21 protein-coding genes and 1 tRNA gene are annotated in these 21,476 nt (G+C 54.4%); 5 read left to right on the top strand and 17 right to left on the bottom strand.

Going from position 1 to position 21,476, the window contains the following annotated elements; translation table 11 throughout:
* Positions 1–23: 23 nt before the first annotated feature.
* Positions 24–362, bottom strand: coding sequence for a P-II family nitrogen regulator (locus tag ACFQ14_RS09345; protein ID WP_377212469.1), 339 nt, complete (start codon positions 360–362; stop codon positions 24–26).
* A gap of 390 nt (positions 363–752) precedes the next feature.
* On the opposite strand from ACFQ14_RS09345, the gene ACFQ14_RS09350 reads away from it, so the two are divergent.
* A complete protein-coding gene (locus ACFQ14_RS09350; protein WP_377212470.1) occupies positions 753–1,745 on the top strand; it encodes a TauD/TfdA family dioxygenase in 993 nt (330 codons plus the stop codon).
* On the opposite strand, the gene tesB is transcribed toward ACFQ14_RS09350, so the two are convergent.
* Positions 1,742–2,650: an acyl-CoA thioesterase II gene (tesB, locus tag ACFQ14_RS09355; RefSeq protein WP_377212471.1), complete on the bottom strand. Its 909-nt coding sequence runs from the start codon at positions 2,648–2,650 to the stop codon at positions 1,742–1,744. The genes ACFQ14_RS09350 and tesB overlap by 4 nt on opposite strands.
* 116 nt (positions 2,651–2,766) lie before the next feature.
* On the opposite strand from tesB, the gene ACFQ14_RS09360 reads away from it, so the two are divergent.
* Complete coding sequence (locus tag ACFQ14_RS09360) at positions 2,767–4,020, top strand: ubiquinone biosynthesis hydroxylase (protein WP_377212472.1); 1,254 nt, start codon at positions 2,767–2,769, stop codon at positions 4,018–4,020.
* 4 nt (positions 4,021–4,024) lie between these two features.
* On the top strand, positions 4,025–5,392 hold the full coding sequence (locus ACFQ14_RS09365; protein ID WP_377212473.1) for an adenylate/guanylate cyclase domain-containing protein: 1,368 nt from the start codon (positions 4,025–4,027) through the stop codon (positions 5,390–5,392).
* 6 nt (positions 5,393–5,398) lie between these two features.
* Here the strand turns inward: ACFQ14_RS09365 and ACFQ14_RS09370 are convergent, their stop codons facing one another.
* The 5 genes from ACFQ14_RS09370 to ACFQ14_RS09390 form a co-directional block, all read right to left on the bottom strand.
* Positions 5,399–6,139 carry a carbonic anhydrase gene (locus tag ACFQ14_RS09370; RefSeq protein ID WP_377212474.1) on the bottom strand — a complete coding sequence of 247 codons (741 nt, stop codon included), beginning with the start codon at positions 6,137–6,139 and terminating at the stop codon, positions 5,399–5,401.
* Positions 6,140–6,224: 85 nt separating this feature from the next.
* Complete coding sequence (locus ACFQ14_RS09375) at positions 6,225–6,407, bottom strand: Trm112 family protein (protein WP_377212940.1); 183 nt, start codon at positions 6,405–6,407, stop codon at positions 6,225–6,227.
* An 84-nt stretch (positions 6,408–6,491) separates the two neighbouring features.
* Positions 6,492–7,163 carry an LON peptidase substrate-binding domain-containing protein gene (locus ACFQ14_RS09380; protein WP_377212475.1) on the bottom strand — a complete coding sequence of 224 codons (672 nt, stop codon included), beginning with the start codon at positions 7,161–7,163 and terminating at the stop codon, positions 6,492–6,494.
* A 12-nt stretch (positions 7,164–7,175) separates the two neighbouring features.
* Complete coding sequence (trxA, locus tag ACFQ14_RS09385) at positions 7,176–8,156, bottom strand: thioredoxin (protein WP_377212476.1); 981 nt, start codon at positions 8,154–8,156, stop codon at positions 7,176–7,178.
* Positions 8,157–8,270: 114 nt separating this feature from the next.
* Positions 8,271–8,795: a prolyl-tRNA synthetase associated domain-containing protein gene (locus ACFQ14_RS09390; RefSeq protein ID WP_377212477.1), complete on the bottom strand. Its 525-nt coding sequence runs from the start codon at positions 8,793–8,795 to the stop codon at positions 8,271–8,273.
* Positions 8,796–8,961: 166 nt separating this feature from the next.
* On the opposite strand from ACFQ14_RS09390, the gene ACFQ14_RS09395 reads away from it, so the two are divergent.
* A tRNA-Gly gene (locus tag ACFQ14_RS09395) sits at positions 8,962–9,036 on the top strand.
* A 127-nt stretch (positions 9,037–9,163) separates the two neighbouring features.
* Here ACFQ14_RS09395 and ACFQ14_RS09400 read toward each other — a convergent pair.
* The 4 genes from ACFQ14_RS09400 to ACFQ14_RS09415 form a co-directional block, all read right to left on the bottom strand.
* Positions 9,164–10,273 carry a CaiB/BaiF CoA transferase family protein gene (locus ACFQ14_RS09400; RefSeq protein WP_377212478.1) on the bottom strand — a complete coding sequence of 370 codons (1,110 nt, stop codon included), beginning with the start codon at positions 10,271–10,273 and terminating at the stop codon, positions 9,164–9,166.
* A 140-nt stretch (positions 10,274–10,413) separates the two neighbouring features.
* Positions 10,414–11,421, bottom strand: coding sequence for a 5-oxoprolinase subunit C family protein (locus ACFQ14_RS09405; protein WP_377212479.1), 1,008 nt, complete (start codon positions 11,419–11,421; stop codon positions 10,414–10,416).
* Positions 11,421–12,095, bottom strand: coding sequence for a 5-oxoprolinase subunit B family protein (locus tag ACFQ14_RS09410; RefSeq protein WP_377212480.1), 675 nt, complete (start codon positions 12,093–12,095; stop codon positions 11,421–11,423). Before ACFQ14_RS09410 ends, ACFQ14_RS09405 begins: the two co-directional genes overlap by 1 nt.
* Positions 12,092–12,865 carry a LamB/YcsF family protein gene (locus ACFQ14_RS09415; protein WP_377212941.1) on the bottom strand — a complete coding sequence of 258 codons (774 nt, stop codon included), beginning with the start codon at positions 12,863–12,865 and terminating at the stop codon, positions 12,092–12,094. The genes ACFQ14_RS09410 and ACFQ14_RS09415 overlap by 4 nt, the downstream gene beginning before the upstream one ends.
* A 226-nt stretch (positions 12,866–13,091) precedes the next feature.
* Between ACFQ14_RS09415 and ACFQ14_RS09420 the strand changes: the two genes are divergently transcribed.
* On the top strand, positions 13,092–14,723 hold the full coding sequence (locus ACFQ14_RS09420; protein ID WP_377212481.1) for an alpha-D-glucose phosphate-specific phosphoglucomutase: 1,632 nt from the start codon (positions 13,092–13,094) through the stop codon (positions 14,721–14,723).
* Positions 14,724–14,743: 20 nt separating this feature from the next.
* Here ACFQ14_RS09420 and ACFQ14_RS09425 read toward each other — a convergent pair whose 3' ends face one another.
* From ACFQ14_RS09425 to ACFQ14_RS09450, 6 genes are all read right to left on the bottom strand, one after another.
* A complete protein-coding gene (locus ACFQ14_RS09425) occupies positions 14,744–16,222 on the bottom strand; it encodes a mannitol dehydrogenase family protein (protein ID WP_377212482.1) in 1,479 nt (492 codons plus the stop codon).
* Entirely contained in the window at positions 16,222–16,995 is a 774-nt protein-coding gene (locus ACFQ14_RS09430) for an L-iditol 2-dehydrogenase (protein WP_377212483.1), read from the bottom strand. The genes ACFQ14_RS09425 and ACFQ14_RS09430 overlap by 1 nt, the downstream gene beginning before the upstream one ends.
* On the bottom strand, positions 16,995–17,999 hold the full coding sequence (locus ACFQ14_RS09435; protein ID WP_377212484.1) for an ABC transporter ATP-binding protein: 1,005 nt from the start codon (positions 17,997–17,999) through the stop codon (positions 16,995–16,997). The genes ACFQ14_RS09430 and ACFQ14_RS09435 overlap by 1 nt, the downstream gene beginning before the upstream one ends.
* 8 nt (positions 18,000–18,007) lie before the next feature.
* Positions 18,008–18,838, bottom strand: coding sequence for a carbohydrate ABC transporter permease (locus ACFQ14_RS09440; protein WP_377212485.1), 831 nt, complete (start codon positions 18,836–18,838; stop codon positions 18,008–18,010).
* Between the two features lie 13 nt (positions 18,839–18,851).
* Positions 18,852–19,718, bottom strand: coding sequence for a carbohydrate ABC transporter permease (locus tag ACFQ14_RS09445; protein WP_377212486.1), 867 nt, complete (start codon positions 19,716–19,718; stop codon positions 18,852–18,854).
* Between the two features lie 111 nt (positions 19,719–19,829).
* Positions 19,830–21,155 (bottom strand): ABC transporter substrate-binding protein, encoded by a 1,326-nt coding sequence (locus tag ACFQ14_RS09450; protein WP_377212487.1) that lies wholly within the window; start codon positions 21,153–21,155, stop codon positions 19,830–19,832.
* Positions 21,156–21,476: the final 321 nt, after the last annotated feature.

Raw genomic sequence — 21,476 nt, forward strand, 5'->3', positions numbered from 1 at the left:
CTGTTGAGAGCCTGTGCGACGCTTTAGAGCGCCTCACCGCCCGTCTCGCCGGTGCGGATGCGCACAGCTGATTCCAGATCGAGTACGAAGACTTTGCCGTCGCCGATCTGACCGGTGGATGCGGTATCGCGGATCGCTTCCACGACCGCAGGCGCCTGCTCGGCAGACACCGCGATTTCCAATTTCAGCTTCGGCACAAAATGCACGGCGTATTCAGCACCGCGATAAATCTCGCTTTGCCCCTTTTGCCGCCCGTACCCTTTGATTTCAGTGACCGACAGCCCCTGAACGCCCAGACCGGAAAGCGCGTCACGCACTTCGTCCAGCTTGAACGGTTTGATGATTGCGATGATGAATTTCATGAATTCGTCCCGTTTCCTGATAGAGGCCGCAAACACACACGACCCCCTTCCTGTCCCGATCACGCGGTCGGGAATGTTCAAGAGCTTTCAAGAAGCGTGCCAGTTCTGATATTCTCTTCTACCGTATTGATTAAAAACAATAATTTTGCCGATGCTCAAAATTGGAGCAGCTTTACCGGCATGGCATGCCTGCTTAAAATTTATTCACTCATTAACAGATGACTAAATTCTGTGCGTAGATAATGGTCTTGTTCCATCGCGTTTTGCGCAGACGCGGCAATCCTGTAGGCATAAATTGCAGTCCAATTTTAAGCCCATGCAACGATTCCCCTCATGCTCTCTGAATTACCAAGCCGAATAGACCGTCCCTCAGCTTGGCTTGGCTCGGATATGGCAGCACACCCCGAATGTTGGCTTTACGAACTGGCTCGGCGAGATGTAGAGGATCTAGAGGCTGCCGCTCGGCATTTTCTCGCTTTGGGCTTGGATATCGGCGAGATCACTGCAGATGATTTTCCATTGCCTCACTTTTCAGCGCATCTGGAAGCACTGCGGGAAAAACTGATCAGTGGTGTTGGCGTGGAGGTTTTGCGCGGCCTGCCAATTGACCGGTACAACCAGAAATTCTCCGCCGCTATCTTCTGTGGCATAGGTGCTCATCTCGGCCGCGCGCGCTCGCAAAATGCACAAGGTCACATTCTTGGCCATGTACGCGACACCGGTGCGGATGCGACCGACCCGAACACCCGCATCTATCAAACCAGCCAGCGCCAGACATTCCACACCGACAGCGCCGATGTTGTAGGATTGCTGTGCATCCGCGAGGCGAAAGAAGGTGGCCGTTCCCTGTTGGTAAGCGCCGAGACGATCTACAATGAAATGCGAAGGCAAAGCCCGGATTTGCTGGAACGCCTGTTCGACCCCATCGCCACCGACAGGCGCGGCGAAGTTCCAGATGGTGCGAACCCCTATTTCGAAATCCCGCCCTTCACATGGCATGAGGGCCGTCTGACTGTTTGCTACCAGCGCCAGTATATCGACAGCGCCCAGCGATTTGATGGTGCGCTCAGGCTAACGCCAGAACACCTAGCAGCGCTCGATTTATTCGATGATCTGGCCAACGATCCCGATCTGCACTTCTCGATGCAATTGCAACCCGGCGATATGCAATTCGTCTACAACCATTCCCAATTGCATGACCGTACTGGTTTCATAGATTGGCCGGAGCGCGAAAAGCGCCGCCACTTGCTGCGCCTGTGGCTCGCCATACCCGACGACCGCGCCCTCCCCGAATGTTTTGCCCAACGCTACGGTTCGCTCGAAATCGGCAACCGTGGCGGGATCATCACCAAAGGAACAAAACTCCACGCGCCGCTGGATTAAGCCCTGTTGGGATCACGAACGCGAATGAGACCTTCTTGCACACACGAGGCAACAAGCGTTCCATCGCGTGAATAAAGGCTCCCCCGGTTGTAACCCCGCGCTCCCGACGAGTTGGGAGAATCCTGCGCAAACAAGATCCAGTCGTTCACATTGATGGGACGGTGGAACCACATCGCATGATCGAGACTTGCCACCTGCATTTCTGGATCGAAAATTTTGCGCCCATGAGGATAAAGGGAAGTGTCCAGCAAGGTCATATCTGATGCATAAGCCAAAACAGCCGCGTGCAATGCCTGATCATCAGGAATGGTATCCGTCGCCCGCATCCAAACGTGCTGTTCCGGGTCCAACTTCTTGTCGGACAGAAAGTGCTCATAAGAAGTCGCGCGCATCTCGATGGGGCGTTCGCGCTTCCAATAATTTTTCACAGCCTCTGGTGCATTTTCCAAAGAACGGTTTTTCGACTGGGAATCGCTCTCCAGTTCGTCAGGGTCTGGCTGGTTCGGCATAGGCATGAAGTAATCCAGACCATCTTCGGCAATTTGAAACGACGCCGACATGGAGAAAATTGCCTTACCATGCTGAATGGCCACCACCCGCCGCGTGGTAAACGAACCGCCGTCACGAATGCGGTCAACCTCATAAATGATCGGCACCGCAGGGTCGCCGGGCCGCATGAAATAACCATGCAGGGAATGGATATGCCGGTCCGCTGGGACGGTGCGCTGGGCTGCCACCATCGCTTGTCCGATCACTTGACCGCCAAAAACCCGCTGCCAGCCGGTCTTCGGGCTGCGACCACGATACAGGTTGTGCTCAAGCGATTCGAGGTCAAGGATGCTAAGGAGTTCGGTCACGGCTGCGTTAAGCGTTCTGCCGGATTTTGCGGGGTTGGGGCTTGTCATGCGGGTCTCGACTGCCGATGTGTAATTCAACAATAATGCACCCATGAATGGGCGCGTTGACCGCCAAGTCAAGCCACCGGGCGCAAGCCGCGCGGCTGATATTTCAGGAGCGAAAAATGGCTGAGACAACTAATGACACTGCCACGCTAGACTGTCTCATTGCTGGCGGTGGTTATGTAGGCCTGTCAGTTGCGGTTGCGGTGAAACATGCAGCCCCGCACATGAACGTGCTCGTTGTGGATGCCGCGCCCGAAGACGCGCTCTCCACAGACGAACGCGCTTCTGCGATTGCCGCTGCCGCCAGCCGCATGTTGGGCCAGCTTGGCTTATGGGAGGACATGCTGAAGGAAGCGCAGCCAATCAACGAAATGATCGTTACCGACAGCCGCACGACCGACCCTGTGCGCCCGGTCTTCCTTACCTTCGGCGACGTTAATGAAGAATCAAATGAACCCTTCGCCCATATGGTGCCCAACAAAGTTCTCGTCGGCGCACTGCGCGGCAAGGCTAAAGAGGTGGGCGTTACTATCTTGCATGGCGAAACCGTCGATGATTTCATAACGAGCGATCCGACCAGCGAGATCACCCTCGGTTCCGGCAAAAAACTTCGCACCCGCCTGCTGATTGCAGCCGACGGCGTCCGCTCATCGCTGCGCGACAAGGCCGGCATCCGAACCGTGCATTGGGACTACGACCAGATGGGCTTGGTCACCACCGTTTCCCACGAACGCCCGCACCACGGACGCGCCGAGGAGCACTTCTTACCCGGCGGCCCGTTTGCAACGCTGCCTCTGCCAGACAAAGACGGCAAACACCGCTCATCGCTCGTTTGGACAGAACCAACCGCAAACGCCAAGCGCCTGATGGAAGCCGGTGACTTCACGTTCGAATTGGAGTTGGAAAGCCGCTTTGGCCACAAACTCGGAGAAATCTCAGTCGCAGGACCGCGCAAAGCCTTTCCGCTCGGCCTTACGCTGGCGCGCGATTTCATCCGTCACCGCTTTGCATTGGTGGGAGACGCAGCCCACGGCATTCACCCCATCGCCGGCCAAGGGCTGAACCTTGGCTTCAAAGACGCAGCAGCGCTGGCACAAACCATTGTAGAAGCCGACCGCCTCGGCCTCGATATTGGTATGGAAACCGTCTTGGAACGCTATCAGCTGTGGCGCCGTTTCGATACGGTACAGATGGGACTTGTAACCGATATGCTGAACCGCCTGTTTTCCAACGACATCACCCCGCTGCGTATGGTGCGCTCTTTCGGTCTCGGGCTAGTGGACCGCATGCCCGGCATCAAAAAGATGTTCATTGATCAAGCCGCAGGCCGCGCAGGCACTAACCCGGCCCTATTGAACGGCGAAGCGATCTGACGCGATGGCTGCGGCAAGCGCCATCGATCCCCAGCTTGGCGCGACAGACCCTAAGTATGCTTTTCGCGTCAACGCACTGAGCCGGCTTGCGAGCGCTGAACGCAACGGCTTGAAAATTGCAATCGCCTTACGGACAGCTGTTGTCGGCGTGGGCTTTTTGTGGTGGCTCAGCCTGACACTAGCCCTCGATTTCACCTTTCGGATGAGCGTCATCGGCGTGCTCGGGTTCTATACTGTGCTCGGCCTTGTGCATTATACGGTGATCGGAACCCGTCACGACCGTCCTTGGCTGAAATTTGTTGTTGTAACTCTCGATGCACTTGGAATTTGTGCCGCTTTCGCCTTCGTTCCGATCAGCAATTACGACGACATTCCGCAAGTGCTCTCTATCCGTATCTGGGGAGTGCATTTGCTCATTCCAATCATCGTGCTTGCGGGCTTAACGCTCTCATGGAGACTGGTGATTTGGGCAGGTATTATCTGCTCTGTGGGCTGGTTGGCACTTTACCTTTATACGGCAAGCGGTATCGCAACGCCCCTTTCATGGGATGACCTATCTCGCCAGCCAACACTCGCCGATTATCAGGCCGTGTTTTTGTCCATAGACTTTGTCGGGCGAGGCAACAGAGCAGTCGAGATCGGCATTATGCTGACGGTGTCGATCGTTCTCGCGGTTACCGTCTATCGGGCACGGCAGGTTTTCCTCAACCAGCTACGTTTCGAAAGCCAGCACGCCAGCGAGCGGCAAAAGAGGCGCCTTGCGGCAGACACGTTGAAACGCTTTGTGCCAGAACCAATTGCAAAACGCTTACTCGATGGGGACACGCGGATTGAACCGGAAGAGCGTCCCACATCAATCCTGATGCTGGACATTGCGGATTTCTCAACGTTCGCTGCCGCCCACACGCCCGGCGAGGTCATCGCGGCCTTGGACGATTATCTATCCCAGTGCGCACAAATCATCGCCGACGAGGGTGGCGTGACAATTTCCTATACCGGTGATGGGCTGCTCGCCTCTTTCAACAATCCGATACCGCAGGATACGCCCCAGTTTCATGCCTTCATGGCGGCCGAAAAAATTGTTGAAACCTGCGCATCCAAAGGCTTCGCTTGCCGTATCGGGCTTTCCCACGGGGCTGTTGTGGCAGGCAAGATCGGAACGGATAACCGTCAGGCCTTCACAGTTTATGGTGAAACGGTCAACATCGCCGCACGGCTGGAACAGCGCGCCAAGGGAATGGGCAAAACCATCTTGCTGGACGGCAGTTTTGCCGACAGTCTGCCGCCAACCTTGCACACCAGTCTTGTCTATGAAGGCCAAGAGCCATTGCGCGGCATCAGCCGCCCCGTCGAGCTTTACAGCATCGCCTAGAAACACTCATCCAAACGGCAGTTCGAAAACCCCAGTCTCTTCGTTCATGGTCAGCAATTCGCCTGATGAAATATCAAACCATGCCCCGTGCAGCGAGATTTGCTCTCTCTCCAGCAAAATGGAAACGCAGGGAAAGGTCTTAAGATGCGCGATAGACTGGCGGATAGCTTCCTCTTCCAACTGTCGTTGTAAAAGCTCCGCACTGTCCGCACCCGTACAGTCAAATTTCTCCGCCACCGGTGCCAACATCGACATCCACTTGCCAATGAAATCGCCGGGCGACAACGGCGGCGTTGCCTCGCCCGTCGCTGTCCTACGAAAAGCGGCAATGCCACCGCATCGCCCGTGCCCCATGACCACGATATGCTTCACCCGCAATTCCTGCACCGCAAATTCAAGCGCCGCTGAAGTGGCATGATAGGCGCCGGCAGGATCGTAAGGTGGCATGAGGTTCGCCACATTACGCACCACAAAAATCTCCCCCGGAGCGGCACCGAATATCACCTCCGGTGCGGAACGGGAATCGCAACACGCGACAACCATCGTATCTGGCTTTTGCCCAGACGAGGCCAGTTCTTCATAGCGCTCTCGCTCACGCGAAAGGCGGTTCTTACGAAAATTGACATAGCCGCCCAACAATTTTCGCGGAAAAGTCGGCTCCACCAGTTCGCGTCGTGGCTTAGCTTTTTCTTCTGGTAAAAGACCGGCGTCTTCGCGGTCATCTGTGCGGCTCAGCGCGTCGTCCATCGTCAATCTGGCTCATTAAGGGCTCCAACTGCGCCAATTTGGCACAGCCAACCGCATCACGTCCAGCCGTCAAATCAACGCGCCGTTAGTCCAGTTCACGTGCCTCGGAAACCAGCAGGATCGGCACACCATCACGAACGGGGTATGCCAGCTTGGCCGTCTCGGAAATCAGTTCCTGAGCCTCGTGGTCAAAATGCAGTTGGCGCTTGGTTAGTGGACACACCAGCAGCTGAAGCATCTTGCCGTCCACCTCCACGGCAGCCTGCATTTCAGGCTTCGCACGCTTTTTTGTCAGTTTGTTGGATTTGTCCGACGAACCCTTGCTGGACCCAGGCTCCTTCAAATCAAGCTCCTATTGCAGCGTGGTGGCGGCATCGCCAGATTCACGAGCCAAAGCAATCTCGGTGATGGCAATCAGCGTCTCGGCACGCGTTTTCAAATCTGGCGCTTCGAGCAAAGCCTGCTTTTCGGCGGGACCGTAAGGACTCATCATGGAAAGCGAATTAACCAGAGTTTCGGTGCTCGCCTCGCTCACACCTTCCCAATCTGCCTCCAACTGATTCACTTCCAGGAATTGCTGGAACGCCGCCAAAAGCGCATCGCGATCCACCTCTTTTTCGGCTTCGCTCATATCGCCAAGATCGTCACCAAATGCTGCAATTCGCGCCCGCCGATAACCGTTTTCGCCTTCAACTTCTTCCAAGAGACGGAAACGGCATATTCCTGAAAGGTTCATCATCAGGCGACCATCACCGGATTCCTGCATCGCGGTAATGCGGCCAACACATCCCACCTTACAAAGCGGCGGAGCGTCAAGACGCTCATCATGATCAAGCTCCGGCTGGATCATACCGATAATCCGAGATCCGCGCATCGCATCATCTATCATGTTCAAGTAGCGCGGCTCAAAGATATTGAGCGGCATGTTTCCACCCGGCAACAACAGTGCAGCCGGCAGCGGAAACACCGGAACGATATCCGGAATTTCGCTCACGAGCGTGTATGTGACGTTTCCTGCCTTCATATCGCTACCGTGTCACGAGAAGAGGATTGAGGATAGCGCACGGCGACCGCTGATTGTCGCAGGGTCAGCATTGCCCCACACATCGAAGAACTCGACCAATTGTACGCGCGCGCCGTCGTCGCGCCACTTGCGGTCTTTGCGAATGATCGTCAACAACTGCTCTGCCGCCTCCTCACGCTCGCCACGAGCATTGAGCGCAATGGCATAATCAAATCGCGCATCGTGGTTGACGGGCTCGGCTTCAACCTTCGCGGCAAGCTGTCCCAGATCACCCAAATTCGCTGCCTGTTCAGCAAGCTCCAGTGCTGTCAGAAAAGCCGCAATCGGCCCTTCTGACTGCATATCTTCCGGCACTTGCACAATCAGACCACGCGCTTGTTCAAATTCTCCGACTGCGAGATAACACTGCCCAAGCCCCGCAATCGCATCGAGATTGCCTGGCTCCTGCTGCAAGACAGCCGCAAACATTTGTGCTGCACCGGCGAAGTCTTTTTCCGCTATCAACCCGTTAGCTTGCTCCACCGCAGCTGCCATATCCGGCCCTTCTGACGGCTCCCCGCCCGGCCCCATCGCAGCAATTTTGGCGATAAACTCCTTAACTTCGCTTTCAGGCTTTGCACCCATGAAAGCGTCAACCGGCTGACCACCAACAAAAGCGACGACCGCCGGAATTGACTGAATGCCCATCTGGCTGGCAATTTCCGGATGCTGATCAATATCCATTTTCACCAGACGCACCGCGCCGTTCGACGCAGCAACCGCGTTCTCGATGATCGGCCCAAGCTGCTTGCACGGTCCGCACCACGGCGCCCAGAAATCCACCACCACCGGCACGGTGCCTGAGGCTTCGATCACTTCCGGGCCAAATTCCGCAGTGGAAATATCCTTCACTGGCCCAGACTCCTCGGCCGCAGGCGCGGTTGGGGCATCGCCCATCGAGACCGTCGCATTCACGTTCATCTGCCCTTGTTGCGGCTTCATCCAGTCAGTCATGTCGCCCACGCTCTCAGTACAATTGGGGGTTTTCAATAGACGCCACAGAAAACGCGGCGTGTTGCTTCACGCTCAAAATGGGGAAGCGGCGGAATTATGCAAGGGTTCGCCCCCTCAATCGACCTCTTGTGAAAGATCAACAATCATCGGTTCGTGCTCGCACAATTTGGCAAAGGCCAGCAGATCATCACGGGCAATCGTCGTGGTCGCTTCATTGGTGAGCGGGTGGCAATTGATTTTATCGTGGCGCATGAGGCGGGAATCAATGGCAAAGGTCACGTTGTTTTCACGATCATTGATAATGCCAAAGGCTGTCACGGCACCAGGAATTACCCCCAGCAATTCCAGAAGTGCCTCCGGTTTGCCAAACGAAAACCGGCTCGAGCCGTCCAATAGCTTATGCAGCGTTTTCAGATTCACCTCGCTGTCTTCCTCTGCCGTCAGCAAAAAATACGCACCCTTTTTATCTTTTAAGAACAGGTTTTTCGTGTGCCCACCCTCAATGCTGCCCCGCAGTTTCTGGCTGTCTTCCACGGTGAACAATGGCGGATGGTCGGTCGTGGTGACAGCAAATCCCTGTTTATCAAGAAAACCAAGCAGGGCGTTTCGATCAACAGGCGTTGAGGGGAGATCGGTCATAAAATGCTTGTCCAGCCGCAATAATCCAAAACCCGTTCTAAGCTGGATGGCGCTACAATTTCAATTAACCCAAAGCGGCAAATTCGCCCATTGGCGTGATCACTTTCCTGTTGCAATCAACCAGCCCTTGCGCCATATACACGGCGCTGCAAGCGCAGCCGCTCGAGCGGGCGTAGCTCAGGGGTAGAGCATCACCTTGCCAAGGTGAGGGTCGTGAGTTCGAATCTCATCGCCCGCTCCAATTTTCTCGATATTTTACATGTTTTGAGGCGTCCGAAGCCCAATTCGCTGTCACATGGCCGCGTTAATTTGGATGTCTTGTTGGACCCTCTCTCATTTTGTCAGTCCAAATCGAGTGACACGCCCATTCACGAACCGTTTTCAGATTGAAGCGGATTGAGAGCCGGAACAGGACCCAAGGGCCGTTCTTTGTCGGCAAAAATTGCCGGTGGCGCAGGTAAAGACACGTTGCCGTTGGAAGAACCCACAGTCACCCTTCTCAAATGCGGATGATTGGACAAGCCCTCCATATCATTGACGGTGGCAAGAGCAATATTGGCACGGGTGAGTTTAGCGATTGCCACCTCCGAACTCATACGGGCGAAGGCTTCCCCAACGATCGCATCGGTTTCCAGTCGATTTTCGACACGAAGCAAATTCGTGATGAAGCGCGGATCCTTTGCCAGCGATGGATCTTCAATAAATTCATTGCAAAGCGTCTGCCATTCACGGTCACTCTGGATCGAAATCAATATGGGTCGCCCATCCTTTGGCTGAAAAACTCCGTAAGGCGCGATCGACGGATGCGCGAGCCCAAGTCGTTTGGGAGTTTTGCCCCCCTCATGATTAAGCAACGGCACGGTCAGCCATTCCGCCATCACATCAAACATTGAGACGGAAATTTGGACGCCCTGGCCACTCACTCCACGAGCTATCAAGGCTTCCAATATTGCCGAATACGCAACGGCGCCCGTCGCTATATCAACGATCGAAACGCCCACGCGGGCAGGTTCCGAAGGACCGCCCGTGAGAGAGCAGAGGCCAGATTCAGCTTGTATGAGGAGGTCATAAGCCTTTCGGTCACAGAACGGTCCATCCTCACCAAATCCGCTGATAGAGCACGTGATAAGACGGGGAAAATCACGCTTGATGCGGTCGGAAGAGAAGCCAAGCCGCGCCAATGCACCCGGCTTCAAATTCTGAATAAGGACATCGGCTTTCTCAAGAAGGGCTGTGAGACGCTCCTTGCCATGCTTTGAAGCTAGATCAAGAGTTACACTTTCTTTGCCGCGGTTGAGCCATACAAAATAGCTTGATTGCCCCGCTGCAACATCATCGTAGCCACGAGCAAAATCGCCTTCAGGACGTTCTACTTTAACAACCCGGGCGCCTGCATCCGCCAATCGGCTGGAGGCATAGGGGGCAGCGACCGCTTGCTCGACAGCCACCACCTCAATACCTTTCAACGGCAAGCCCATTATAGCAATCCTGTCATAGCGACCGTCGAAAATCCTGCACGCCTAAACCCTTGGCAGCAACCGCCATATAGGCCGTTTATTTTATCCTTCGACATGCTCTCTCTTTCGTCAATTTGTCCGAATTCGCGCTGCCAAATCAATCAATTCTCTTCCGCAGCGACAGTGATCAGATTTTGACTCATTAGCCTCTGGGCCAAGGAGCCTCGCGGTTCCGCTATGGTACTCAGATAATCTCTCAATGCAGTATGTCTCGCGCGGACCAATGTAACCGCTTCGCTGGGCGTGATAGCCTCAAAGCGAATGTCCTCGCGGCTGCGGCGCTGGGTCAAGCGATCGAGATCTGCAGAAATCACTGTTGCTATTTTAGGGTAGCCGCCTGTGGTTTGGTGGTCTGCCAAGAGAACCGTGGCAACCCCCTCACCCGACACCTGAACCGATCCCCGAATGATGGGCTCAGACGGAATGGAAAGCGCACCGTCGGGCGACAAGACCGGCCCTGCAAGCCGCATTCCCATGCGATCATAGCTGTCAGTCACTTGAAACGTCTCTTCCAGAAAAGCGGTGATAGCGGCTGACGGGAACCACCCGTCCTGCGGCCCCATCACCACACGAAACGTAGAGCGATCATCGTCAAACTGCGGCAGGGCAATTGCGCCCTCGCGCTCCAGCCGCTGCTCCGCGTTTTCAACCACCAACTCCTGCCCAGCCTGCAACGCACCGCCGCCAAACCCGGAGGTCGATAGTGTTGCCGTATGGCCAAGCCATTCGGTTGCAACGAGACCTCCCGCAAGCGCCAGATAGGCCCAGCTGCCCGATGCGCCACCACGAATGGCCAGCTTCTCGCCGGGCTGCAGCGTCAAGACAGTCCATCCGCTGGTCTTCGCTCCGCCGTGATCAATGATAAAATCTCCCCCCGCAATGGCGAGCGATACTGCACCCTCCTTGCACTCAACGACCAAACCACCGAGTGAGATTTCAATGCAGGTTTGGTCTGTGGGATTGCCAAGTGCGGCATTCGCAGCCGCGAAAGAAGTTCGGTCCATTGGGCCGGACGCGGTCACCCCGTAGCGCAAGTTCCCCACTCGGCCACCGTCTTGGATCGTTACCAGAGGACCGGCAAATTGCACTGACAATCGAGCGGCACCCATCAACCCATCGCCTTCAAAAGATCATCCACACTGATGCGCTCGAACGTGACGGTATCGCCTATATCAAACAGGAACGGTCGCGCAGGATCATCCAGCAAAATGGGCGTGGGCGAACGTCCGATGATTGACCAGCCTGTTGGCATTTTTACGGTGGTCACCAAACATTGAGCACCCGCAATCATAACACTGCCAGCGGGAATATCGCGCACGGGCGCGGTTTTGCGCGGCACCTGAATGTCTGGCGACACACCGCCCATATAGGCGTAGCCCGGCGCGAAACCGTACATCAAAACCTTGTAATCACCGCTTAGATGAGCAGCGATCACCGCTTCTTCGCTCAACCCGCAAGCCTGCGCCACAGCCTTCAAATCTGGCGCGTAAGGCCCGTCATAGCAGACCTGCACGACACGGTTTTGCGTTTGCAGCACATTGCGTGACATGCCGCTCAACAACTTTTCTAAGGCCACTTGCAGTTCAACATGATCGGTCTGAACTGGATCAAAGATCCCCAACACATTCACCAGCGCCGGCACTGCCTCAACCATGCCGCTGGGCGGGCTTTGCTGGAGTGCTTTGTCAAAAGCAACGATGGATTGGAACACATCCTCTCCAAGCGCCTTCCCGAATGTGACCAGCACGGCACTGTCTGCAACGGGCGTAAAGTGGGGCTTCATCTTGCGGCTGGCTTTACGAAGCTCTCGATTGTCATGCCAGCATCGCTCAATCGTTTGCGAATTTCTTTAGCCATAGACACCGCATGGTCGCTGTCTCCGTGAACGCAGATTGAGTGGGCGTCCAACCGAATAGGATTTCCATCAATGACCGGCATGTGGCCGCTATCAAGGTAAGACAGCAAACGCTCCGCCGCTTCATTCGGATCATGGATCATCGCACCATCTTGTGACCTGGGCACCAATTGGCCCGATGAGAGATAGCCGCGGTCGGCGAAAATCTCCGAGAAAGTCTGCAGGCCGCCAGCTTGCGCCGCTCGTTCAGATTCCGTTCCGGAAATTGCCAGGTAGGCCAAATCACGGTCGATGGCCTTCACCGCCGCAACAATCGCATCGGCAACATTTCTGTCCCTTGCCGCAAGGTTAGCAAGCGCTCCGTGGGGTTTGACATAAGCAACACGGGCTCCAGCCAAACTCGCCATAGCCATCAGCGCTCCAATCTGGGCTGCACACATCCGACCGATTTCCGCTGGAGCCATCGGAATGACCCGGCGGCCAAACCCCTCACGGTCATTGAACCCGGGATGCGCGCCAACGCTCACACTGTTCTGTGCAGCCAGTTGCAGCGTTGTGAACATCGTCTCGGGGTCACTCGCGTGACCACCGCACGCGATATTGGCCGACGTGACGATGGAGAGCATCGCCTCGTCATCCCCCATAGACCAAGGCCCGAAGCTCTCACCGAGATCAGAATTCAGATCAATGCTCTTCAACGTCGTCATCGCACCGTCGTACTGCAAAGTGTTGGTTGGCTAGAGTGCCATATCAGACACGGCGATCAAGACTGCCGCACATATAATGGAACACCCTATTAATCAGAGACAATGCCGGGCAGTGCGCCCAACGCGCTATGCGGCGTTCCAAATTCTCAGGCATCGAGGTGGTGCTGACCGAATAAAAATTTAAAATGCTTGAAGCAAAGTGATTATGAGCCAACCGATGAAAATTGACGTCGTCTCCACGGTCCCATTCGAAGACCAAAAACCGGGCACCTCCGGATTGCGCAAGAAGACCCGTGTTTTCATGCAACCTGGCTATTTGGAGAATTTCGTTCAAGCGACTTTCAATGCTGTTGGTGGCGCGCGGGGCAAGACACTGGTCGTCGGTGGCGATGGCCGGTATTTCAATGCCGATGCCATCCAAACGATCATCAAAATGGCAGCAGCCAATGGCGCGACAAAGGTTATCGTTGGCGCAGGTGGACTGCTTTCCACACCGGCAGCATCCCACCTCATTCGGCTAAACAAGGCAGATGGTGGATTAATTTTGTCAGCCAGCCATAACCCCGGCGGTGTCGACGAAGACTTTGGCATCAAATTCAATACAGCCAATGGCGGACCGGCGCCGGAAGCCATCACCAACGCAATTTTTGATCAAACACTGACGCTTTGTGAATACTCAATCGCCGATGCGGCCAACGTTGATCTGTCCACAATTGGCCGACAACAAATGGGCGCAATGAGCATCGAAATCGTGGACCCTGTGAGCGACTATCAATCCCTCATGGAAAGCCTGTTCGACTTCGCAAAAATTCGCGATCTCTTCGCCAGCGGCTTCACAATGAAGTTCGACGCTATGCATGCGGTGACTGGGCCTTATGCCAAGGCCATATTGGAAGACGCACTCAATGCGCCGAAAGGCACGGTTCTCAACGGAGTGCCGAAGGAAGACTTTGACAATGGCCACCCGGACCCCAATCCGGTTTGGGCAAAAGACCTGATGGACATGATGATGTCCGACGAAGGCCCGGATTTTGGTGCGGCGTCAGACGGTGATGGCGACCGCAATATGATTGTCGGTCGCAATATCTATGTGACGCCATCAGACAGCCTGGCTGTTCTTGCAAACAACGCGCATCTGGCACCCGGCTACAAAGACGGAATATCTGGTGTCGCACGGTCAATGCCGACAAGCGGTGCCGGCGACAGGGTGGCAGCAAAATTGGGCGTGGAATGTTTTGAAACACCAACCGGCTGGAAATTCTTCGGCAATCTGCTTGATGCAGGCAAGGTCACCATTTGTGGCGAGGAAAGCGCCGGAACAGGGTCGGACCATGTCCGGGAGAAGGACGGGCTTTGGGCGGTTTTGTTGTGGCTCAACATTCTGGCCGAGCGAAAGCAATCGGTTGCAGAAGTTCTCAAGGATCATTGGCAACAGTTTGGCCGTGATTATTACTCGCGTCATGACTACGAGGCTCTGCCCATAGAGGCAGCAAGCTCACTTATTGCAAAACTCCGCAGCTTCTTGCCTGATTTGGCCGGGCGAACCTTCGGTTTTGAAGAAGTCACCAGAGCCGATGAATTCTCTTATCTAGACCCAGTCGACGGTTCAATGAGCGAGAACCAGGGTATTCGGGTTTTCTTCAAATCGGGCGGAAGGGCTGTATTTCGGCTATCCGGCACGGGCACTGAAGGTGCCACTTTGCGACTGTATCTTGAGCAGTTTGTTAGCAGGGACGGGAACCATTCTCAGGATACCCAAGAGGCTTTAAAACAGGTGCGGAATGCAGCTTTGGAGCTGTGTGAGTTGGAAACTTTGACAGGCCGCACCAAGCCGGATGTCGTGACGTAAGGGCGTTGGAGCCCAATTGTTTAGCCACACTGGACTGAGATATAGGAATTCAAGGTCGCAGCTGTTCCATCACGCCACACGGCTTCCAGCGCGGATTTGAAGGCTGAACGAAATACTTCGTTTTCTGCCAGCGGGCCGTATATCTCCCGCATCTCCAACCATTGAGCAGCATCTTGTTTGGCCAACACGGCCTGCGCCTGCAACTGGTCCCAGCTTGGGTCGTTCGGCTCAATTTTGGCACCGCTTTCCGTTTCACCATAGCAGTAGCGGCACCAAAGCGCGGATTCCAAGGCAAGCCCGTCAATGGATTGTCCGGCGGATAACCTGTCTTCAATCACAGGAAGGATAAACTTCGGCTGGCGGTTGGAACCATCGTGGCAAAGCCGCGGAATCGTATCGCCAACGGCTTTGTTGGAAAAGCGCTCCACGATTGTGGCGTAATAGTCTTGATGGGAGACGCCCGGAATGTCCGGCACTGTCGGGATAATTTCTGTGCGTTCCAACTTATCCAGAAAGCCATATACGAGAGGGTTCGCCATAGCGTCGTGGACAAAATGAATGTCCAGCAGTCCTGCTGGATAGGCAATCGTCGCGTGCCCACCGTTCAATATGCGCAGCTTCATCAACTCATATGGAGCAACGTCAGACACAAACTGCACACCCACCTTTTCCAAAGCGGGACGGCCGTTTGAAAAATCATCCTCCAACACCCATTGGCGGAAAGGTTCACAGACCACAGGGCGCGCATCTTCAATAGCGAATTGACTCGAAACCAAGTCAATCTCTCGCTGCGAAGTTGCTGGCGTGATGCAATCGACCATAGAATTCGGAAAGCTGACGTTCTCTTCAATCCATGTACCAAACTCCACCGATTGAGCCTTGGCTAAGCCGATGACGGAATTTTTTGCCACGTGACCATTTTCCGGCAGATTATCACAGGACATGACTGTGAACGGAGGGGCACCTCGATCATGACGAATTTTCAGCGCTGCAATAATGCATCCGAACACCGTTTTAGGATCACCCATATTCTTGATGTCATGCTGAATATCAGGGTGGCTCGTGTCCAATCCACCAGTGGTGGCATCAACGAAATAGCCTCCCTCGGTAATTGTTAGCGACACGATCCGAATTGCTGGATCAGATAGAGCTTCAATCACAGCATCCGGGCTAATCTCCGCGTAGTCGATCATGGAGCCACAAATACGAGCGGTCAGTCCCTCAGGATCAAGTTCAACGACTGTGGTGAGCCAGTCTTGCTCTTGGAGATCAGACCGAACAGGTTTGTCGTTGTCTCGCAAGCTCGCGCCAACCAGCGCCCAGTCATGGTCGTGGCCAAGCGAAAACAGTTTGTCGAGATAGACAGCCTGATGAGCGCGGTGGAAATTGCCGAGACCGATGTGAAGGATGCCGCGAGACAGCGCCCCTCGATCGTAGCCCGGTAACGCTACGTCGCTCGATAGGGTCGATAGAATTGTGTTGGAAAGTTTTTGTGCCATCAGCTCATCCATTGTCCGCCATCGACATTATAGGTTTGCGCAACAATGTAGTTCGACTCATCCGATGCTAGAAAAACCGCCATACCCGTCAGGTCATCGGGTGTTGCAAAACGCCCCGCTGGCACGCCTGCCGCCACCTCGGACTTCTTTTGACCAAGCTTCTTGCCCTCCAGCTTCGCGAACATTGAATCGACGTGTTCCCAATGCTCTCCATCAACAACACCAGGCGCAATAGCGTTCACATTGATGCCATGCTTGATAAGATTGAGACCCGCAGATTGTGTCATCGAGATAACGGCAGCCTTTGTCGCACAATATACGAGCACCAGGCTTTCGCCCCGCCGACCAGCTTGTGAAGCCATGTTAATGATCTTGCCGCCATTGCCCTGCGCAATCATCTGTTTAGCCGCCGCCTGCATCGTGAAAAGCGTTCCAGCGACATTAACCGCGAACAGCTTGTCATAGCTCTCACGCGTGATGTCCACGACCTCGGCTGCATCAAAAAGGGCTGCATTGTTTATCAAAACATCCAACCTCCCTGCCCGCTTCACAACCGAGCCAATGGCAGCATCAATGCTTGCTTGATTGCAGACGTCCAGTTCAACCGCATAGGCTACCTCGCCGATATCGCGAGCAACCTTGGTTGCGGCATCCAGATTTATGTCGGCGATAGCAACACTTGCACCTTCACGGACGTAAGCCTCTGCAAAGCCACGCCCAATCCCTCGGGCTGCCCCGGTGATGAGCGCAGACTTGCCGGCTAGACGCGTCATTATATGGCTAGGCCGTTCTGATCGAACTTATAGACGCGCGATTTGTTTTCGGGCGAAAGATAAACTGTATCACCGTGATAGAGCTGAACATCGCCAGCAGCACGAACCACCAAGCCTTCCTCAGCACCGGGAACATTAACCCGCAGGAAAGTGTCTGAGCCCAAGTGCTCAGACACACCAACAGTCCCCTTCCAGGTGCCTTTGGTCTTCGATGCAACCAGATGTTCGGGGCGAACACCGATAGTATGGGCATTGTATTTTTGCGCCACTTCACCTGTCACAAAATTCATCTTCGGTGAGCCGATAAAGCCCGCGACGAAAAGATTGGTCGGGTTTTTATAAAGTTCGATGGGCGAGCCAACCTGTTCGATATTGCCAGCACGCAGAACCACAATCTTGTCAGCCATCGTCATGGCCTCCACTTGATCGTGCGTCACATAAATCATGGTGGTTTTCAGCTGTTGGTGAAGCTCGGAAATCTCCAGCCGCATGTTCACCCGCAAGGCGGCGTCAAGGTTTGACAAAGGCTCATCAAACAAAAAAGCATCCGGCTCACGAACAATGGCCCGACCAATCGCAACACGTTGACGCTGGCCGCCAGAAAGTTGTCCGGGGCGGCGGTCAATATAGTCGGCCAGGTTCAAAACCTCAGCAGCGGCATTCACCTTCTGATCAATCTCGTTTTGGCTCAAGCCTGCCATCTTCAACGGAAACGCGATGTTCTTGCGCACCGACATATGCGGATAGAGCGCATAGGACTGGAACACCATCGCTAGGCCACGCTTGGCGGGAGGAATGTTGGTGGCATCGTTGCCGTTGATAGCGATGTTCCCGCTCGTCACATCTTCCAGTCCTGCAATCAGGCGCAAAAGCGTGGACTTGCCGCAGCCCGATGGTCCAACGAAGACAACGAATTCGCCGTCGTCGATTTCAAGATCAAGCGGCGGAATGACGTTGGTGGTGCCAAAGTTTTTCGTGACCTGTGAGAGAGTTATTCTTCCCATAATTACACCTATTTAACTGCGCCAAACGTCAGGCCGCGTACAAGTTGCTTTTGGCTGAACCAGCCCAAAATAAGGATCGGCGCGATGGCCATTGTCGAAGCTGCTGATAGCTTGGCATAGAACAAGCCTTCGGGGCTGGAATAGCTGGCGATGAACGCGGTCAACGGTGCCGCTTTTGCAGCCGTTAGATTGAGCGTCCAGAAGGCTTCATTCCAAGCCAGAATGAAGTTCAACAGCAAGGTGGACGCGATGCCGGGTATGGCCATTGGCGTTAGCACGTAGATAATTTCAGACCGCAGGCTCGCTCCGTCCATTCGCGCAGCTTCCAGAATATCGACAGGAATTTCGCGGAAATACGTGTAAAGCATCCACACGATGATCGGCAGGTTGATGAGCATAATAATGATCGTCAGGCCGAGCACTGAATCCAACAGTCCAAGTTCGATGAAAATCAGGTAAATTGGATAGAGCACACCAACCGCGGGCAGCATCTTGGTGGAAAGCATCCAAAGCAGAATGTCTTTGGTACGTTTTGATGGAACAAACGCCATCGACCAAGCCGCCGGAATGGCAATAATCACGCCCAGCAGCGTAGAACCACCTGCGATGAATATCGAATTCCAAAGGAAGCGAGCATAGTTTGAACGCTCCATTACCACGCCGTAGTTTTCAGTGGTCCAATCGAAGAACATGAAAACAGGTGGATAGGAAATCGCCTGGGCTTCAGTTTTGAAGCTGGTAAGAATCGTCCATAGAATGGGAAAGAAAATCAGGAACCCGATGGTCCAAGCGGCCACCGTATATCCGATTTTGCGTTTTGTTGTGATTGCGCGAGCCATGTCTAGTTTCTCCTCACGCGTCCAGGTTCTTGCCAACGATGCGCATCAAGAAGATGGCAACGATGTTGGCGAGGATCACGGCATAGATACCGCCAGCTGATCCCAACCCGATGTTCTGGCTTTCCAGCACGCGCTGGAAGATCAGATATGAAAGTGTCTTGGTGCCAAACGCACCACCGGTGGTGACGAAGATTTCCGCAAAGATCGCCAGAAGGAAAATCGTCTGGATCAAAATGACGATTGTGATCGCGCGGCCCAGATGCGGCAAAATGATATAGAAAAAGCGCTGCAACGGCTTTGCGCCATCCATTTCGGAGGCCTCCAACTGTTCACCGTCCAGCGACTGCACGGCGGTCAGCAAAATGAGCGTTGCAAAGGGCAGCCATTGCCAGGAGACGATCAAAATAATGGATTCGATTGACGCCTGCGATAGCCACTCCACTGGCGTTGCACCAAACGCTCGCCACAAATGAGCGAAGAGACCGTTGGAGGAATCCATGAACATGTTCTTCCACACAAGCGCTGAGACGGTCGGCATGACGAAGAAGGGTGCAATGACGAGAATACGAACAACGCCCTGCCCCCAAATAGGTTGATCAAGCAGCAGGGCAAAAAGGATGCCAAGCACGACCGTTATGATGAGCACACTGCCCACGATAATGAGCGTGGTTTGCACGCTAGGCCAAAACGAACTGGAACTTACAAAGCGAACGTAGTTGTCAAAGCCAACCCAGCCCTGATCTCCACCTCGAAGGGGCAGATATTTTCTGAACGAGAACCATAGGGTCATCGTGAGAGGGACAAGCATCCAGCCAAGCAGCAAGATGACTGCCGGAGCCAGCATGAAACGGGCCGCGGATCTGGTGTTCTGAGTTGCCATGAGATCCACCTCCCCAGTGAACGGAATAGCCGTTTGAACTCATTCGATCATATTATGCATAGAAAGCAAAAGGGCCGCGATTTCCGCGGCCCTCTGCGTGTCTCGAAGTGCTTACTTGTAGCCAGCAGCTTCCATAGCATCGTTGGTGATGGCCTGCGCCTTCGCCAATGCTTCTTCGATCGTTTGCTGACCAGCATAGGCTGCAGAGAACTCTTGGCTCACTTCAGTCGCAATGCCTGCAAACTCAGGAATAGCCGCAAACTGAATACCCACATATGGGCTCGGCTTGACGGTTGAGTTGTTTGGATCGGCCGACAGGATTGAATCCAACGTCATCTGAGCGAACGGAACCTCTTTGTAATTTGGGTTCTCGTACAGCGATGTGCGCGCGCCCGGAGGAACGTTAGCCCAGCCTTCTTTTTCAGCAACGAGCTCAATGTAGCCGGTGCCGGTTGCCCATTCGATGAACTCCTTGGCAGCAGCTTCTTTTTGCGTACCGGCAGGAATTGCCAGTGCCCAAGCCCAGAGCCAGTTCGAACGCTTGCCAAGACCTGTATCAGGCGCGAGAGCAAAGCCAACTTTGTCAGCAACGGTCGAGTCGTTCGGGTTGGTCACAAAAGACGCAGCAACAGTGGCATCAATCCACATGCCGCATTTGCCTTGCTGGAAGAGCGACAGGTTTTCGTTGAAGCCGTTGGTGGCGTAACCGGCGGGGCCGGATGCATCCATCATGGTTTTGTAAGCTGTAAGCGTGTTTTTCCACTCTTCAGTGTCGAACTGCGCATTCCAGTTTTCGTCAAACCAGCGGGCGCCAAACGAGTTGGACATGGCCGTGATGAAAGCACCTCCCTCACCCCAACCGGCTTTACCGCGAAGGCAAATGCCGTTGATGTCGTTGTCGCGGTCCGTCATCGCAGCAGCAGCTTTGGCAATGAAATCCCAGGTCGGAGCCTTTGGCATTTCCATGCCGGCTTTTTCCATGAGATCGGTGCGATACATAATCATCGACGATTCGCCGTAGAACGGAGCCGCGTAAAGCGTGCCGTCATGGGAAAGACCGCCACGCATAGCTGGCAGAATGTCATCGACATTGTATTCAGCAGAAAGGTCGTTCAGCGGAACGAGCCAGCCGTTTTTACCCCAGATTGGCGTCTCGTACATGCCGATTGTCATGATATCGAAAGCACCACCCTTGGTCGTGATGTCTGTCGTTACGCGCTGGCGCAGCACGTTTTCTTCCAACGTAACCCACTCAACCTTATGGCCGGTTTTTGCGGTGAAATCGTCGGTGTATTTCTGCATACGGATCATGTCACCGTTGTTCACGGTGGCAATCGTAAGCGTCTTGCTGTGGCTACCGGCAAGTGCAACCGATGTCGTGAGCGACACGGTGGCGGCTGCAAGCAGGCCGAGTCCAAGTGTTTTGATGGATTTCATCAGAAATTCCTCCCTTAGTGATAAAAGTGCTGAAACCTTACACACGCACAGCGTATCGGAAATCAGCAGCGAATTGCCATTCCAAATCGTGACCGCCCAGACAAAAGACGCGGATGGCCGACCGATCTGAATTTCAATCGGTTTAAATTTTGCGCAAGTAGCGGTAGGAGTCAATACAAGTGCAGCGTTTAAGTCGATATTTTTCTGATATCTTTGGAAAAGTCTACAAAGGTTCGGCTTGGCTGCACAGTGCCATTGCGGGTTTGCTGTCGCAGGTGTTGAGCAGTAACACTGGCATCCTCGCGCCCTGCGCAGGCTGGC

Source organism: Pseudahrensia aquimaris (genome assembly GCF_042676045.1).
In the GTDB taxonomy this organism is placed as follows: domain Bacteria; phylum Pseudomonadota; class Alphaproteobacteria; order Rhizobiales; family Rhizobiaceae; genus Pseudahrensia; species Pseudahrensia aquimaris.